The organism is Azospirillum sp. UFLA03-27 (assembly GCF_059803775.1).
The window spans coordinates 1-15,310 of record NZ_JAUQTX010000068.1; the positions used below are offsets into that span (position 1 = coordinate 1).

Annotated in this window: 16 protein-coding genes; 3 read left to right on the forward strand and 13 right to left on the reverse strand. The window is 69.0% G+C overall.

Annotated elements, in window-relative coordinates; all coding sequences use genetic code 11:
* Positions 1-83: 83 nt before the first annotated feature.
* From Q4I23_RS12730 to Q4I23_RS12760, 7 genes are all read right to left on the reverse strand, one after another.
* Positions 84-2,360 (reverse strand): xanthine dehydrogenase family protein molybdopterin-binding subunit, encoded by a 2,277-nt coding sequence (locus tag Q4I23_RS12730; RefSeq protein ID WP_498526465.1) that lies wholly within the window; start codon positions 2,358-2,360, stop codon positions 84-86.
* A complete protein-coding gene (locus Q4I23_RS12735) occupies positions 2,357-3,355 on the reverse strand; it encodes an FAD binding domain-containing protein (RefSeq protein WP_498526466.1) in 999 nt (332 codons plus the stop codon). The genes Q4I23_RS12730 and Q4I23_RS12735 overlap by 4 nt, the downstream gene beginning before the upstream one ends.
* Positions 3,352-3,888, reverse strand: a complete 537-nt coding sequence (locus Q4I23_RS12740) for a (2Fe-2S)-binding protein (protein ID WP_454017001.1) — start codon at positions 3,886-3,888, stop codon at positions 3,352-3,354. Before Q4I23_RS12740 ends, Q4I23_RS12735 begins: the two co-directional genes overlap by 4 nt.
* 180 nt (positions 3,889-4,068) lie before the next feature.
* Complete coding sequence (locus Q4I23_RS12745; protein WP_498526467.1) at positions 4,069-5,682, reverse strand: hypothetical protein; 1,614 nt, start codon at positions 5,680-5,682, stop codon at positions 4,069-4,071.
* A 216-nt stretch (positions 5,683-5,898) separates the two neighbouring features.
* Positions 5,899-6,552, reverse strand: coding sequence for a metal-dependent hydrolase (locus tag Q4I23_RS12750; RefSeq protein WP_498526468.1), 654 nt, complete (start codon positions 6,550-6,552; stop codon positions 5,899-5,901).
* Between the two features lie 213 nt (positions 6,553-6,765).
* Positions 6,766-7,185: a hypothetical protein gene (locus Q4I23_RS12755; RefSeq protein WP_014198408.1), complete on the reverse strand. Its 420-nt coding sequence runs from the start codon at positions 7,183-7,185 to the stop codon at positions 6,766-6,768.
* Positions 7,186-7,211: 26 nt separating this feature from the next.
* Complete coding sequence (locus Q4I23_RS12760; RefSeq protein WP_498526469.1) at positions 7,212-7,511, reverse strand: cupin domain-containing protein; 300 nt, start codon at positions 7,509-7,511, stop codon at positions 7,212-7,214.
* Between the two features lie 244 nt (positions 7,512-7,755).
* On the opposite strand from Q4I23_RS12760, the gene Q4I23_RS12765 reads away from it, so the two are divergent.
* Positions 7,756-9,633, forward strand: coding sequence for a DEAD/DEAH box helicase (locus Q4I23_RS12765; RefSeq protein ID WP_498526470.1), 1,878 nt, complete (start codon positions 7,756-7,758; stop codon positions 9,631-9,633).
* Positions 9,634-9,723: 90 nt separating this feature from the next.
* The gene (locus Q4I23_RS12770) at positions 9,724-10,107 is read left to right on the forward strand and encodes a response regulator (RefSeq protein ID WP_498526471.1); all 384 of its coding nucleotides are present in this window, start codon (positions 9,724-9,726) and stop codon (positions 10,105-10,107) included.
* A gap of 11 nt (positions 10,108-10,118) precedes the next feature.
* Here Q4I23_RS12770 and plsY read toward each other — a convergent pair whose 3' ends face one another.
* From plsY to Q4I23_RS12800, 6 genes are read right to left on the reverse strand one after another with little or no spacing between them, the layout of a single operon-like run.
* On the reverse strand, positions 10,119-10,712 hold the full coding sequence (plsY, locus tag Q4I23_RS12775; RefSeq protein WP_498526472.1) for a glycerol-3-phosphate 1-O-acyltransferase PlsY: 594 nt from the start codon (positions 10,710-10,712) through the stop codon (positions 10,119-10,121).
* A 4-nt stretch (positions 10,713-10,716) separates the two neighbouring features.
* Positions 10,717-12,021 (reverse strand): dihydroorotase, encoded by a 1,305-nt coding sequence (locus Q4I23_RS12780; protein ID WP_237905113.1) that lies wholly within the window; start codon positions 12,019-12,021, stop codon positions 10,717-10,719.
* Positions 12,014-12,976, reverse strand: coding sequence for an aspartate carbamoyltransferase catalytic subunit (locus Q4I23_RS12785; RefSeq protein ID WP_237905112.1), 963 nt, complete (start codon positions 12,974-12,976; stop codon positions 12,014-12,016). Before Q4I23_RS12785 ends, Q4I23_RS12780 begins: the two co-directional genes overlap by 8 nt.
* A 57-nt stretch (positions 12,977-13,033) precedes the next feature.
* Positions 13,034-13,540, reverse strand: coding sequence for a hypothetical protein (locus Q4I23_RS12790; protein WP_498526473.1), 507 nt, complete (start codon positions 13,538-13,540; stop codon positions 13,034-13,036).
* Positions 13,541-13,552: 12 nt separating this feature from the next.
* Positions 13,553-13,909 (reverse strand): DUF6152 family protein, encoded by a 357-nt coding sequence (locus Q4I23_RS12795; protein ID WP_454016995.1) that lies wholly within the window; start codon positions 13,907-13,909, stop codon positions 13,553-13,555.
* Positions 13,910-13,939: 30 nt separating this feature from the next.
* Positions 13,940-14,881, reverse strand: coding sequence for a transcriptional regulator GcvA (locus Q4I23_RS12800; protein WP_454016994.1), 942 nt, complete (start codon positions 14,879-14,881; stop codon positions 13,940-13,942).
* 167 nt (positions 14,882-15,048) lie between these two features.
* On the opposite strand from Q4I23_RS12800, the gene Q4I23_RS12805 reads away from it, so the two are divergent.
* Complete coding sequence (locus Q4I23_RS12805) at positions 15,049-15,306, forward strand: DUF1127 domain-containing protein (RefSeq protein ID WP_454016993.1); 258 nt, start codon at positions 15,049-15,051, stop codon at positions 15,304-15,306.
* Positions 15,307-15,310: the final 4 nt, after the last annotated feature.

The window sequence follows — 15,310 nt, forward strand, 5'->3', positions numbered from 1 at the left end:
GCGTATAATCGTCGGCAGCGTCAGATGTGTATAAGAGACAGGGGGGAGGTCGGGAGGGGGGCCCGTCGCGCTCCCCACCCTCGTCAGCGAAGCCCCGCCAGCACCTTGTCCAGCGTGATCGGGAAATCGCGCACGCGCACGCCGGTCGCGTGATGGATGGCGTTGGCGATGGCGGCGGGAACGCCGACGATGCCGATCTCGCCGACGCCCTTGGCGCCCAGCGCGTTGACCATGTCGTCGTGCTCCTCGACGAACAGGACGTCGATCTCCGGCACGTCGGCGTTCACCGGGACATGATACTCCGCGTAGTCGTGGTTCATCACCCGGCCCAACCGGTGATCGGTGAAGGCCTCCTCCTCCAGACCCATGCCGATGCCCCAGACCACGGCGCCCTGAATCTGGCTGCGCGCCGTCTTGGGGTTGATGATGCGCCCGGCGGCGATGGCGCTGACCACGCGGGCCACCCGGATGGTGCCGAGACCCTCGTCCACCCGCACCTCCACGAAGACCGCGGAATGGGTGGCGAAGGTGTGCCGCGCCCGCGCCAGCAGATAAGGCAGGGCGCGCGCCTCCTCCTCGATGCTGAGGGTGCCGGAGCCGCGCATCACGTCGGTGATGGACAGCCGCCGCGACCGGTCGTCCCGGACGATCAGATGGCCGTCGGCAAAGAGCACATCCGCCTCCGCCACCCCCTTCAGCGGACTGTCCTCCAGCTTGCCGGCCAACGTCACCAACTGTGAGCGCACCCGGTCGCACACCGCCTTCACCGCCGACCCGACGGTGGAGACGGTCCAGGACCCGCCCTCGATGGGAGCGGTGGGAAGCGAGGAATCGCCCAGGCAGAAGGTCACCTCCTCGATCGGCAGGCCCAGTACGTCAGCGGCGATCTGCGTCATGACGGTGTAGGTGCCGGTGCCGATGTCGGCGGTGGCGCTGGAGACCACCAGCTTGCCGTCGACGCCCAGGACGGCCTTGGCGGCGGCCTGCCCCTGCATGGCATCCCAGACGCCCGCCGCCATGCCCCAGCCGACCAGTTCCCGCCCGTCACGCATGGAGCGCGGCGCGGGGCTGCGCTTCGCCCAGCCGAACCGCTCCGCCCCGTGCTGGAAACAGGCGCGCAGCTCCTTGCTGGAGAAGGGGTTTCCGGTGTTGGGGTCGGTCTCCGCGTAGTTCTTCAGGCGAAGCTCCACCGGGTCCATGCCGAGCTTGACGGCCAGCTCGTCCATGGCGATTTCCAGGGCCGGGACGCCGGTCGCGGCCCCCGGCGCGCGCTGATCCAGCGGGGTGTGCACGTCCAGCCGGGTCAGCTTATAGTCCAGCCGGACGTTGTCGCAGGCGTACTGCTGGCCCGACCAGTTGACGACGATCTCCACATAGTTCTCGTTTTGGGAGCTTTCCTGCACCGCTTCGTGGATCAGCGCGCGCAGCGTGCCGTCGCGGTCGGCGCCCAGGGCCACCCGCTGGATGGTTTCGGGTCGGTGGCCAAAGCTGAACATCTGCTGGCGCGACAGTTCCACCCGGACGGAGCGTTTCAACTGCGTCGCTGCCAGCATGGCCATGAAGAGCTGATGCTGCGGCCGCAAGCCGGAGCCGAAGGCGCCGCCGACGAAGGGCGACATCACCCGCACCGCGGATTTGGCCAGGCCGAAGACGTTGCAGACGTAAGTGTGGCAGTTCTGCGCGCCCTGGGTCTTGTCGTGGACGGTCAGCCTGCCGTCGTCGTGGTGCAGGACAGTGGTGGCGTGCATCTCCATCGGGTTGTGGTATTCCGCAGCCTGGGTGAACTCCGCGTCCACCTGGACGGGCGAGTCCAGGAAGGCCTGCTCCGGGTTGCCGCGCGGCTTCGGTGGGGGCTGGAAACCGCCCTTGTCCTTGCCGGGGGTGAAGCTGTTCGCGCGGTTGGCGCGCAGGTCGGTCTGGTGGGGCGCCGCCTCATACTCGATGTGGACGAGGCGGGCGGCGTAGCGGGCCAGTTCGAAGCTCTCGGCGATCACCAGCGCCACCGGCTGGAGCGCGTGGTGGATTTCCGCGTCGTAGAGCGGGCGGAAGGGCGCTCCCTTGGGCGCGTCGTCGTCCTTCCATTTGCGGTCGAACCAGGCGAGGCTCGGCCGGTTCTCGTGGGTGAAGACGTGGATGACGCCGGGCAGGGCCAGCGCCGCCGCGGTGTCGATGCGGGTGATCCGCCCGCGCGCGATGGCGCTGGAGACGATGCAGCCGTGGGCGAGGTCCGGCAAGCTGAACTCGGCGGCATAATGGGCGTTGCCGGTCACCTTCTTGCGCCCGTCCACCCGGCTGACGGGCTTGCCGATGGGGCCGTTGGGCTCCGTCAGGAAGCCGGGGATGCTGGGAATGGCGATCATGGACGGGGCGCTCCCTTGCGGTCTGCGGCTTCGGTCAGGGCGCGGACGATGGCGCGCTCGGCCAGCTCGATCTTGAAGCTGTTGTGCTCGTGCCCCTTGGCGTCGCGCAGCAGCACGCGCGCGGCGGCGCGGAACCGGTCGGGCGTGGCGGGTTTTCCGACGAGGGCGGCTTCCGCCTCCAGGTCGCGCCAGGGCTTGTGGGCGACCCCGCCCAGCGCCAGACGGGCGTCGCGGACGGTGTCCCCATCCAACTCCAGCCCCGCCGCGACCGACACCAGCGCGAAGGCGTAGGAGGCGCGGTCGCGGATTTTCAGATAGGTGGAGTGCTCGGCGAAGCCCTTGGCCGGCAGGTCGATGGCCGTGATGAGGTCGCCCGGCCGCAGGACCGTGTCGATCTCCGGGCGGTCGCCGGGCAGACGGTGGAACTCGGCGAAGGGGATGCTGCGCTCACCCTCCGGCCCGGTCACCTGGACCACCGCTTCAAGCGCCGCCAGAGCGACGCAGAGGTCGGAGGGGTGGACGGCGATGCACTGGTCGCTGGCGCCCAGGATGGCGTGGATGCGATTCACCCCGCCGATCGCGCCGCAGCCCGACCCCGGCTCTCGTTTGTTGCAGGGGGTGGCCGTGTCGTAGAAGTAGTAGCAGCGGGTCCGCTGCAGCAGGTTGCCGCCGTTGGTCGCCATGTTGCGGAGCTGAGCCGAGGCCCCCGCGAGAATCGCCTTGGACAGCATGGGGTAGCGGGTGTGTACGCGCTCGTCGTAGGCGGTGTCGGCGTTGCGGGCCAGCGCGCCCAGCCGCAGGCCGCCCTCCGCCGTCTCCTCGATCCGGTCCAGCGGCAGACGGGAGATGTCGACCAGCCCTTCCGGACGCAGCACGTCGGCCTTCATCAGGTCGAGCAGATTGGTTCCCCCGGCGACGAATGCCGTCCCGGAGGCGCCGGCCCGCCCGATCGCGTCCGCCGCGCTGTCGGCGCGGGCGTAGGTGAAGGATCTCATGGCGCGCCCTCCGCCTTCGGGGCGGCGGTGGCCATGGCCTGCCGAATCGCCGCGACGATGTTGGGATAGGCCCCGCAGCGGCAGAGGTTGCCGCTCATCAACTCGCGGATCTCGTCGTCGGTGGTGGCCTTGCCCTCGGCGATCAGCCCGGCGGCGGAACAGATCTGGCCCGGCGTGCAATAGCCACACTGGAAGGCGTCATGCTCAATGAAGGCGTCCTGGAGCGGGTGGAGCGCGTCGCCGGTGGTCAGCCCCTCGATGGTGGTGACCTTGCGACCGTCCTGCATCGCCGCCAGCGTCAGGCAGGCGTTGATGCGCCGCCCGTCCACCAGGACGGTGCAGGCCCCGCACTGGCCGTGGTCGCAGCCTTTCTTGGTGCCGGTCAGGTCGAGATGCAGGCGCAGCGCGTCCAGCAGCGTCGTCCACGGCGCGAGGTGAAGCGTCCGCTCCACCCCGTTGACGTTCAATGTGACGGGAATCGGTGCTGGGGGCGGCGCGGGGGCCGGGCGCAGGCTGGCCTTGAGCGGTGCCATGGAGACTCCGGATCTGCGGGGGAGCGCCGGACGCCGCCACGAACAAGGGCTGCGCCGGCGTCATATGTCCGGACCAACAGGAGGTTGGCACCGCCGTTCCGCTCTTGGCATGAACGAGCCGGGAACGGGGGATTCAGCATTCTTCACAACGAGCAAAAGACAGTGTTGCGGCGGTCGTCGTTACTTTTTCGCAGGACCGGCGATGCCGGACTTCTCCGCGGCGTCCAGCAGGGTGACGACCTCCGGGGCCACCCACCAGCGGCAGCGCTTGCGCTCGTCGCTCGACACGGCGATGACGCGGTCGATCAGGCGGGTTTCGGCAGCGCCGAACGTCTTCTGCTGCCGCAAGGCCGCCTCGATCACCCCGGCCAGCGTGATGTCGAGCGCGGTGATCTCGATGGGATAGCTCAGCATGTCCGCCAGATCGGCGAGCTGGCCGAGCGTCCGCAGCCCTTCCGCGGCGCCGGTGGAGGATAGGCGGCGGAAGACCGTGGCGACGTGGTTGCCGTCCTCGGCCCGCCACGGCTTGCCGGACGACACGATGCCGCGCCGCGCCAGCTGCGCCTGGAACTCGTTGACGAAGCGCACGCGCTCCATCAGCGGGTCGAGCACGCTGTGCATGGTCAGCGCCTCGATTCGCCGGGCGAGGACGGGGGCGAGGTCCTCGTGCACCGCGTTGCTCAGCTCGCGGAACGCCTGATGGACCATGTTGCGTTCGCGGTCGGTGGTGTCCAACTCCAGCGCGTGGACGGCGTCGTACCAAGCCAGGAAATGCTGGAGCTGGGCGGAGGGGTGGTCGCGGTCGTCCACCGCGTCCGCCACCAGCAGGCCCGGCTTGCTGAGAAAGCTGCCGGTCAGCGTGGTCTTCAACGCTTCCGCGGCGACAAGAAGGCGCCCGATGATCGCGTCCTTCGCCACGGCGACGGGGAAGGCTTCGAAGAGGCGGATCGCCAGGGCGGCGTCGTCGCGCCGGTGCAGGCCGGCCACCGCGAACATGGCCGCCCCGTCGCGCGTGCAGTCGCCGCGGCGCACCATCTCCCGCGCCAGACGCACCGGGTCGCCGTGCAGCAGCGACGGCAAGGGCTGGTCCGCCCAGGCGGGGGCCGCCAGAAGGATGGTTTCCATCCGCTCCAGCTCCGCACGGGCGACGCCTTCGCGCTGGCGGACGCCGTGACGTTTCAACATCTGCGCGCGGAAACCCGACACCTCGGCCAGGAAGGCGGTCGCCTCCGCCGGCATGGCGCGCAGGCGGGCCAGCACGGCGAGGCTGCGCTGGCGCAACTCGTCCGCCCAGCTCTGCGCCTCGGCGGAGGCGAAGATCTCGTTCAGCGGCTGGTCCTTGGCGAGGCGGGCCACCGTCTCCTGGACGCGGCCGACCAGCGGCTCCATGCGCGGGGCCAGGGCGAACCACCAGGCGCTGACGTCCGCCAGATGCAGGGCGCCGGCCAGCCGGACCCCGCTGGTCAGCAGGGAATCGTCGCGAAGGATCAGCGCGTCGAACAGGCCGGTCCAGACGCGGCGCGCGTGCTCGGACCGCCGCCCGTTCAGCATGGTGACCAGCATCTGGGCGACCGGCTCGGCCATGTCCTCCAGATACCCGTCGCGGATCATCTTGTAGAGCTGGAGCTTCTGCCCATGGTCCAGCGGGGCCAGCACGTCGGACACACGCTTCAGGCTGTTGTCCTGCCCGCCGGGGAGATCGGGCAGCGCGAGATGGAGCGGCATCGCCGTCGCCGCATCGGGCGGCATGCCGTCGGCCGCCTGCGTCTCTTTCGACATCCGGAGCTTTGCCATGGTCGGACCCATCCGCATCGAAGCGTGTGGAAATTCAATCTAAGATCGATTGGATATGGTCGTTAGAATATGCCTAAAAAGCCTAACGAATCGCTAAGCGGTGACAAAGACAGATTTCCGCGGTCTCTATGACGAAATGTGACAAGGTTGACGAAACGAAAGCAAAAGATGAGTCATTGACCGTTACATTAAAAACACAACCCAAGCGCTCATGCCTCATCCTTTCAGCGGGCGGCTTCTTGCCGGCTCCACGGGCTTGCGGGCGGGGATGGGGGGTGCGCTGCGCTCCCGCCCTTCCTCCCCGAGGAAGCCCTGCGCCGCGACGACGGCGGAACGCCACGGGCGGTCCATCGCCATCCAGTTCTCGAAGGGCAGGCGGTCGAGGGGCAGGCCCGGCCAGGATGCGGAAAACAGGCCGGAGATCATCCAGCCGGCCAGCAGGGTGACCGCCAGTTGCTCCGAGAATCCCCCCGTCTTCAGGATGGGGAGCGCGAAGTTGCGCCGCCGCTTGATCGGCCAGAGCAGAGGCAGCCCCGCCGGGGTCAGCAGGTCGCCCGCCAGATGGGTCAGATAGCCGATCAGGAAGGGCAGGATCAGGTGCGAATAGTCCGCGTATTCGTGCAGGACCCACAGGCAGCCCACGATGGCCAGCGTGGAATGGGTGACGCCGCGATGCCCGAAGACGGCGGAAATCACGTTCGACAGGGGCCGCATCAACTGGCCGAGCGTCGATTTGGGATGGTCGATGTCCGGCGCCAGCGACCCGATCACCGCCGCCCCGAACGCCACCGCGTCGAAAGGCAGGCCGAAGCGCGCCGAGGCGTAGAACCACGCCGCCCCGCCGACGATCATGTGGGAAGAGGCCATCATGACCGGTCACCGCAGGTCGAGCGATGAGGCACAGGGCGTCAGAACGCGCGAAGGCTGTGCCTGGGTGACGGCCACTCTGTCGGATGCTCCCGGATTCCTGGTTCCTAACATTAGGACAGAAGTCGCGACCACACAATCGCGGCCTGATCAAGAGGGATTCCGAAATAACATGGCGCCTATGCGTTCACGTGCGTCCGTGATGGAGGTACGCCTTCAGCCCGCCGGGCCGCGGCTGCAGGTGGCCCCGATGGCGCGCAGGGCGTTGCGCACCCGCCCGACGCTCTCACGGTCCGGCAGGCTGTACCAGGTGATGGTCAGGGCGACCGGTGCGGCGCGGCGCAGGCCATGGACGTCGCCGGGAGCGGCCTCGACGACGCGGCCCTGGCTGCCGACGAACCAGCGCCAGCGCTGGCCCTCCCCGTCGGCCAGTGATTGCCAGACCTCACGGGAGTCCCGGTAATAGGCCCCGCCCCCGGCGTCCGCCGCGTCGGCGTAAAGGTAAAGCGGGTTCTCCGGAGACAGGGAGAGCAGCAAATGCTGAACGGACCGCGGCCCGCCGGAACGGATGACGGCGTCGGGAAGCGGCTCGTCGCCGTCCTGGCCATAGTCGAACATGGTGGAGCCGCGGTGCATCGGTCGGTTGGATCGGGCTTTGGGGGTCAGCCGGGCTGGAGGAATTCGACCTCGACGAAGACGATGTCGCTGTCGCCGTCGTTGATGACGTTGTGGCTGACACCGGCCTTGCGGAAATAGGAGCGGCCCGGCTCCAGCGGAAACTGGCAGGCGTTGCCGTCCGGATCGACGATGGTGAAGGCGCCGGCCGTCACCGGGACGATCACATAATCGTAGCCATGCACATGGGCGCCGGTCTCCGCCCCCGGCACCAGACGCCATTCGGTGACGCGGGTGCGCTCGTTCTCGACATGCTGGGTGGAAACCGCCTGCGGACGGGTGCTCATCTCCTAGTGCCCTCCTTGCTCTTCTCGTCGGGGTCTTTTCAAAAGAACAATTCGTGTACCACGAAGCCCGAGCCGCGCCCAGACCGAAGCGCATCCTGCACCTTTCCTTCGGACTCCTTTGGCGAGCGGCCCCCCTCCTTTGGGGGACGTCTACCTACGATTGAATCCGTGACCCAACGACTCCCCGCAGCTTAGCCTTGCCGGTCCGTACCGCGGAAACCGTCAGGGAGGGCGTCAGGCCGGCATGCCAGCGTTGAGGAGCCACCAGACCATGGTCGCCGGCATCGCCGCGGCCATCGCCCAGCGGCAGACGGACGTGCGGGACGTTCTGGCCGCGGTGACGCCGGGTGGGGGAAAGTCGCTGCTGCCGGTCATCATGGGAGCGGCGCTGATGCGCGCCGGGCTGATCGACCGCATCTGCTGGATCGTGCCGCGCGACAGCCTGCGCCGGCAGGCGGAGGAAGCCTTCGCCGATCCGCGCTGGCGCGAGGCGCTGGGGCATGGGATCGCGCTGCGGGCGGCGGAAAACGGGCGCGATCCCTGCCGCGGTCTGCAAGGTTACGTCACCACCTATCAGGCGGTCGCCGCGGCTCCGGACCTGCACCTTCAGGAGTTCCGCCGCCACCGCTATCTGCTGGCCGTGGACGAATTGCACCACCTGCCCGCCGTCGCCGACACCGGAACGGCGACCACGGCGGAGGACGAGACCGCCTGGAGCCGCTCCATCCTGCCACTTCTGGAAAGCGCCGCCGCCCGGTTGCTGATGAGCGGCACGCTGGAGCGGGCGGACGGACGCCCCATCCTCTGGCTGCCCTACCGCGCCCCTCTGGGGGTGCGGCGGGTGCGTGAGATCGACTTCAAGGCGCCGGGCTGGGCCATCGTCGGCTATTCGCGGCGGCAGGCGCTGGCCGAGAAGGCGATCCTGCCGGTGACCTTCGGCGCGATGGACGGCACCGCGACATGGCTGGACGCGGAGCGGACGACGCGCAGCGTCGACGCGCTGTCCCGTGCCGGGGAGAACACCCGCGACGCCCTGTTCACCGCGCTGCGCACCGGCTTCGCCCAGGCCATGCTGCGCGAGGCCTACCGCTCCTGCCGCGAGCACCGGGCGAAGCGGCGCGCGGCGGCGAACGGATCGGACGGTGCGGGGCTGGGCAAGCTGCTGGTGATCGCGCCAGACCAGGAAACCGCCCGCAACTATCTCGACACGCTGCGCGGCTGGATGCCTGGGGCTCAGGCGGCGCGGATGGCGCAGATCGCCATTTCCGAACGGCGTGACGCGCAGGAGGTGGTGGCCGCTTTCCGCCTGCGCCCGGAACCCGCCGTGCTGGTATCCGTCGCCATGGCCTATGAGGGGTTGGACGCGCCGGCCATCTCGCACGTCGCCTGCCTGACCCACATCCGCTCCCGCCCCTGGCTGGAGCAGGCCATCGCGCGGGCCACCCGCGTCGATCCCCACGCCGGCGCCTACGAGCAGCAACGGGCGGTGATTTACCACCCCTCCGACATGATGTTCGAACGGTTCCGCCAGATGGTGGAAACCCAGCAGGGCACGCGGGCTATGGTGAAGACCCGGCGCCAGCATGAACTGCCCTTCGAGCGCACGGTGGAGGCGGAGCCGGAGATCATCCCGCTGGAATCCAACGCGACCGCCCTGCGCTTCGCCGTGGTCGCTCCCGGCCCCGATTTCGGCAACCCGTCGCCGGGGCGCGATTCCGCCGACCGCCCATCGGCCGACCGCCCGATCAAGGATGGGGTGCAGGTGCCCAGCGCCGTGGAGCATCATCTGCGCCAGCGCATCGGCCAGATCGTGGCGGCCCAGGTGATCGAGGACCAGGACAACAACCTCGTCGCCGAGGGGCCGGTCAGCTACCACACCTACAACGCCGTGCTGAAGCGCTGCATGAACAAGGCGCGGTCGGAGATGACTCTGTCGGAGCTGGAGGCCGCCCTCGGTTGGCTGGAGCGCAACCGCATCTCCGACCACCTGCACCTGATCGCCGACGACCCGCAATACCGCTGGTCGAGCCGCCGCAAGGCCCGTGGGGCGGGTTCGGTCACGGCCTTTTCAAAACCATCCCGCCGGACGCCACCCCATGGTACGGTGAAGCCGGCGTCCTAAATAACGCCCGCCGACACACTTTTTTGCAGGAGCGAAGACATCGGCCTTCGTGGAGAGTGTCGGCCCGTTCGCCACCCGTGGAGGTTCCTGGTGCGTTTCGCGAGGCCGCTCAAGATTCTTCTCGTGGAGGATGACTCGCTCACCGCCATGGCGATGGCCCGCATGCTGGAGATGGCCCATTGCACGGTCACCACCGTGACGGACGGGGAGGCCGGTTTGAGCGCCCTGGCCGACGGCTCCTTCGATGCGCTGATCACCGATCTGGTGATGCCCCGGCTGGGGGGCGAGGCGATGATCCGCCAGTTGCGCCGCGACTGGCCCGACCTGCCCATCGTCGTCCTGTCGGCCTCTCCGCCCGATGACGGGATTTCCGGCCTGCAGGACGGGGAGGGCGGTCCGCTGGTGATCCTGAGGAAACCCGTCCTGGCGGGTGAGTTGCTGACGGCGATGGAGCGGGTGTTCGTGAAGACCTGACCGGGGGGCGATCAGGCCTTCCTCTTGCCGAAGCTGATCTTCGGTTCCTCGCCCTTCAGCAGGCGCTTGATGTTCGCGGAATGGCGGATGGCGACCAACACCGCGATGAACAGGCACAGACCCGCCACCAGCGGCCCACCGAAGATCCAGCCGAAGATCGGGCTGAGGCCCAGCGCGGTCAGGGCCGACAGCGACGAGATCTTGAACAGGAAGGCCATGGCGAGCCACGTCGCGCAGGCGATCACGCCGACCGGCCAGGACACCGCCAGCAGCACGCCGAGCGCCGTCGCCACGCCCTTGCCGCCCTTGAAGCCGAGCCAGACCGGGAAGCTGTGGCCCAGCATGGCGCCGCCCGCCGCGAAGACCGCGGCCTCCGGCCCCGCCCAGGCGAGGGCGAGCAGGGCGGCGATGGCGCCCTTGCCGCTGTCCAGAATCAGGGTGGTGGCGGCCAGCGGCTTGTTGCCGGTGCGCAGCACGTTGGTGGCGCCGATGTTGCCGGATCCGATCTGGCGGATGTCGCCCAGGCCGGCCAGCCGCGTCAGCACCAGCCCGAAGGGGATCGAGCCCAGCAGATAGCCCAGCAGGGCCGAGATGAGGAGAGTCACCCGGTCAGCCCTCGAACTGCCAGACGGTGCGCCCGTCCACCACGGTGCGCAGCGGACGGCCCTGGACGGGGCGATCCTCGAAGGGGCTGTTCTTCGACTTCGACTTGAAGGCCGCCACGTCCACCTTCCACGGCACCTCCAGGTCGAAGGCGATCAGGTCGGCGGGCGCCCCCTTGGCGATGCGGCCGAGCGGCAGGCCGAGGAGTTCGGCCGGCTTCACGGTCACGCAGGCCAACGCCTTCAAAAGCGGCATGGCGCCCTTGTGCACCAGCTCCAGCGTCAGCGGGAACAGTGTCTCAAGCCCGATCACGCCGCAGGCGGCCTGGGCGAAGGGCAGGCGCTTCTGGTCCTGGTCCTGCGGCGTGTGGTCGGACGCGATGGCGTCGATGGTGCCGTCGGCCAGACCTTCCACGATGGCCCGCCGGTCCATCTCGCCGCGCAGTGGCGGGGAGACCTTGGCGAAGGTGCGGTAGTCGCCGACATCCGTCTCGGTCAGGGCGAAGTAATGCGGGGCGGTGTCGCAGGTGACCTTGAGCCCGCGCGCCTTGGCGCGGCGGATCAGGTCCACCGACTCGCCGGTCGAGACGTGCGCGAAGTGCAGCCGGCCGCCGGAGAGCTCGAGCAGGCGCAGGTCGCGTTCGATCATGATGATCTCGGCTTCCCGCGGAATGCCGACGAGACCGAGGCGGGTGGCCCGCTCGCCCGAATTCATCATGCCGCCGCTGGCGAGGCTCGGCTCCTCCGGATGCTGGACGATCAGCTTGTCGAAGGTGCGGGCGTAGCTGAGCGCGCGGCGCATCGCCTTGGCGCTGGCGATCGCCTTGGTGCCGTCGGTGAAGGCCACGGCCCCGGCGCGGGACAGCAGGCCCATCTCGGTGATCTCGTTGCCCTCGGTCCCGCGCGTCGCGGCGGCGTAGGCGAAGACCTTGACCAGACGCACCTCGCGGGCGCGCCGGGCGATGAACTCCAGGCTCGCCACCTCGTCGGTCACCGGGTCGGTGTTGGGCAGCAGGACCACGGCGGTGATGCCGCCGGCCACCGCAGCGCGCGATGCACTCTTGATGGTGTCCTTTTCCTCCTCGCCGGGCTCGCCGATCAGGACACGCATGTCGACGAGGCCGGGGGCGAGGCACTGGCCCTGCAGGTCCACGACCTCGATCCCCTCTGGCACGCCGTCGGCGAACAGGGACGGGCCGAAGTCGGCGATCTTCGCGCCTTCGGTCAACAGGTCGCCCCGCTGGTCCAGGCCGCTGGCGGGGTCGAGCAGGCGGGCGTTGCGGTAGGCGACACGGGCGTTGGCGTTAGACATCGGTGCCCCGGCGGTCTCGGGTGAGAAGGTCGAGCACGGCCATGCGGACGGCCACGCCCAGCTCCACCTGATCGAGGATCATGGAGCGTTTGAGGTCGTCGGCGACCTCCGAATCGATCTCGACGCCGCGGTTCATCGGGCCGGGGTGCATCACCACCGCGTGCGGCTTCGCCACCGCCAGCTTCTCGTAGTCCAGGCCGTAGAAGTAAAAGTATTCGCGGGTCGAGGGGACGTACTGCCCGCTCATCCGCTCCGTCTGGAGGCGCAGCATCATCACCACGTCGGCGTCCTTCAGGCCGGTCGCCATGGAGTGGTGGATCTCGACGCCCAGCCGGTCGATCTGCGAGGGGATCAGCGTCGGCGGCGCCACGACGCGGACGCGGGCGCCCATGGCGTTCAGCAGATGGATGTTGGAGCGCGCGACGCGGCTGTGCAGGATGTCGCCGCAGATCGCCACGATCAGTCCGTCGAGGCTGCCCAGGCGGCGGCGGATCGCCAGCGCGTCCAGCAGCCCTTGCGTCGGGTGCTCGTGGTGGCCGTCGCCGGCGTTGATGACCGAACAGTTGACCTTGTCGGCCAGCAGCTTCACCGCCCCCGAATCGGCGTGGCGCACGACCAGCGCGTCGAGGTGCATGGCGTTCAGCGTCATCGCCGTGTCGATCAGCGTCTCGCCCTTCTTCACCGAGCTGCCGTCCGACGACATGTTGATCACGTCGGCGCCGAGCCGCTTGCCGGCCAGCTCGAAGCTGGTGCGGGTGCGGGTCGAGTTCTCGAAGAAGAGGTTGACGATCGTCCGCCCGTCGAGAAGCGACGACTTCTTCGTGGGCTGGCGGTTCTGCTCGACGTAGCCGTCGGCGAGGTCGAGGATGGTGGTGATCTCGCCTGCCGTCAGCCCCTCGATGCCAAGGAGGTGGCGGTGCGGGAAAACCGTCGTGGAATGGGGCGATCCGGTCATGGGCCGCGACTATAGGAGCGGTCCCGGACGCCCGCAAGCGCGCCCTATGACCTTTTCCTACAGGTAGGCTATGAGCCGCCCGCAGGCCAGGACGCCGACCCACAGCGCGAGCGAGGCGGCGCCCGCGAACCGGGCGCCCGGCGGTGGCCGGTCCGCAAGGCTCCACTCCGCCATCCGGCGGCCGGGGAGCCCGTGAAAGGCCAGGATGTTCAGCAAGGCCAGCCCGATCAGCGCCAGCTTCGCCAGGAAGGCCGGGTTGCCGGCCAGCGCCGTCGCCTCCGTCGTGAAGAGGAGGAGGCCGGTCGGCACCGCCAGCGCGAAGCCGGTCACCGCCACCGGCAGGAGCAGCCGCGCCAGCGCATCCGCCGGTAGCAGCGGCGCCCGGACCCCGATCAGCCGCAGGTCGAAGGCCAGGATCGCCCCGACAAGAAGGGCGAATCCGAGGATGTGCGTGATCTCGACCAGCGGATAGAGCCAGATCGACTGGCGCAGCGATTCGCCGAGCCCGGATGTCTCCAGCGCGACGAGCCAGCCGGGGCCGGTGGGGCCGAGGTCATGGTCCATGCGGGGGCGCCGTCAGCGCAGCTCGATGGTCTTGTCGGCGGCGGTGATGCGCTCCGCCCGCAGCTCCGCCGGGTCGGACTTGGCGGGGTAGCCGACCACCGTCACGGTCTGGCCGGGCTTGATCGAATCGGCGGGCAGGCCGCGCGTGCTCATCCGGCTGGGCGGAGCGAGCACGACGTGCCAGACCTTGCCGTCGGCCTGGAGGTTCAGCATCGCGTGCGGGTTGTTGAAGGCGATCTGCTGCACGGTGCCGGTCAGCGTCATCTCCTTGTCCGACTCGTAGCCGCCCCAGCCATGGTGGGCGGCGGCGGGCCAAGCCAGCGAAGCGGACAGGAGGGCGGCGAGGGCGAGTGGGCGTGCGTGCGTCATGGCGCAACCTTTCCCCGGTCAGGCGTCTGTTCAGGCGTCTGGGGTAGAGGTTGTGGCGGACTCCGCCGCGGACAAGGTCCGGCTGTGATCGGCGGTGGCTTCCTCGAACAGCCAGTCGCGGAACGCTTTGACCTTCGGACGCGCGAAGTAATGGGGCGGGGCGGCCACATAGTAGGCATAGTTGCCGGGCAGATGGACATCGAACAGCCGGACCAGCCGCCCGGCGGCGACATCGTCCGCCACCAGGACGCCGCGGGCCAGCGCCACGCCGCCGCCCTCCGCCGCGACCTGGAGGAGCAGCGCCGAATCGTCGAAGCGCGGGCCGCGGGCGTGGTCCAGTCCGGCGATCCCGGCGGCCTCACCCCAGGTGCCCCAGGTGATGAAGTAGTCGTCGTGGAGCAGCGTGTGGTGGCGCAGATCCTCCGGACAGCACAGGGGGCGGGGGCCGTTCAGAAGGGACGGGCTGCACACCGGGTAGATGTCCTCGGTCATCAGCCGCTCGCACCGCAGGCCGGGCCAGTTGCCGGCGCCGAAGCGGATGCCGATGTCGACATCCTGCTGGGTGAAATCCACGAGCTGCGGGGTGGTGTGCAGCCGCACCTCCAACTCCGGATGGCGGGCCTGGAAGCGGCCCAGCCGCATGACCAGCCACTTCGCCGCGAAGCTGGGCATGGTGGAGATGGTCAGCGCGCCGGCCCCGTCCATGCGGAACAGCCGCTCCGTCGCCTGCGACAGCGTGTCGAGCGCATCGCGCACTGGCGGCAGATAGGATTGCCCGGTCTCGGTCAGGATCAGCGAGCGGTTCATGCGGCGGAACAGCGGCATGCCCAGCCATTCCTCCAGCCCCTTGATCTGATGGCTGACGGCGGCCTGGGTGACGTGAAGTTCCTCCGCCGCCTTGGTGAAGGACAGGTGACGGGCGGCGGATTCGAAGGCGCGCAGAGCGTTCAGCGGCGGCAGGCGGCGGGCCATGGAGCGACTCCGGGAGGCTGTCTTCGGATTAGTTTTCCTAATCCAAACTATGAGAAAGCGTCGTTTGTGCGCAAGGACCGGGTGGCCCATCCTCCAGTCACGGAACACAGTCCGGAACGTCGGGCGACAGGCACCGACAACGACCGGACACAAGAGGAGACGCGGTCATGGCCCAGAGCATGAATGACGGCATGAACGGCAGCATGAACACCCGCATCGACGCGCAGGAGCGGCCCGGCCAGGGCAGCGCCATTCATGGGATCGGCGGTGCGGTGATCGCCCTGTTCGACACGGTGGCGACCTGGAACGAGCGGCGGCGCCAGCGGCGCGCGTTGGAGGCTTTGCCCGATCATCTGTTGCAGGACATCGGTCTGTCCCGCGCCGACGCGGTGACCGAGGCCGACAAGCCCTTCTGGCAGGGCTGACTCA

Bases quoted from the DNA above. Each gene is read 5' to 3' on its own strand.
- Q4I23_RS12740 (WP_454017001.1), bottom strand. From the start codon at position 3,888: ATGGCACCGCTCAAGGCCAGCCTGCGCCCGGCCCCCGCGCCGCCCCCA.
- Q4I23_RS12800 (WP_454016994.1), bottom strand. From the start codon at position 14,881: ATGGCCCGCCGCCTGCCGCCGCTGAACGCTCTGCGCGCCTTCGAATCC.
- Q4I23_RS12785 (WP_237905112.1), bottom strand. From the start codon at position 12,976: ATGACCGGATCGCCCCATTCCACGACGGTTTTCCCGCACCGCCACCTC.
- Q4I23_RS12755 (WP_014198408.1), bottom strand. From the start codon at position 7,185: ATGCACCGCGGCTCCACCATGTTCGACTATGGCCAGGACGGCGACGAG.
- Q4I23_RS12780 (WP_237905113.1), bottom strand. From the start codon at position 12,021: ATGTCTAACGCCAACGCCCGTGTCGCCTACCGCAACGCCCGCCTGCTC.
- Q4I23_RS12790 (WP_498526473.1), bottom strand. From the start codon at position 13,540: ATGGACCATGACCTCGGCCCCACCGGCCCCGGCTGGCTCGTCGCGCTG.
- Q4I23_RS12760 (WP_498526469.1), bottom strand. From the start codon at position 7,511: ATGAGCACCCGTCCGCAGGCGGTTTCCACCCAGCATGTCGAGAACGAG.
- Q4I23_RS12730 (WP_498526465.1), bottom strand. From the start codon at position 2,360: ATGATCGCCATTCCCAGCATCCCCGGCTTCCTGACGGAGCCCAACGGC.
- Q4I23_RS12805 (WP_454016993.1), top strand. From the start codon at position 15,049: ATGGCCCAGAGCATGAATGACGGCATGAACGGCAGCATGAACACCCGC.
- Q4I23_RS12745 (WP_498526467.1), bottom strand. From the start codon at position 5,682: ATGGCAAAGCTCCGGATGTCGAAAGAGACGCAGGCGGCCGACGGCATG.
- Q4I23_RS12735 (WP_498526466.1), bottom strand. From the start codon at position 3,355: ATGAGATCCTTCACCTACGCCCGCGCCGACAGCGCGGCGGACGCGATC.
- Q4I23_RS12765 (WP_498526470.1), top strand. From the start codon at position 7,756: ATGCCAGCGTTGAGGAGCCACCAGACCATGGTCGCCGGCATCGCCGCG.
- Q4I23_RS12795 (WP_454016995.1), bottom strand. From the start codon at position 13,909: ATGACGCACGCACGCCCACTCGCCCTCGCCGCCCTCCTGTCCGCTTCG.
- Q4I23_RS12750 (WP_498526468.1), bottom strand. From the start codon at position 6,552: ATGATGGCCTCTTCCCACATGATCGTCGGCGGGGCGGCGTGGTTCTAC.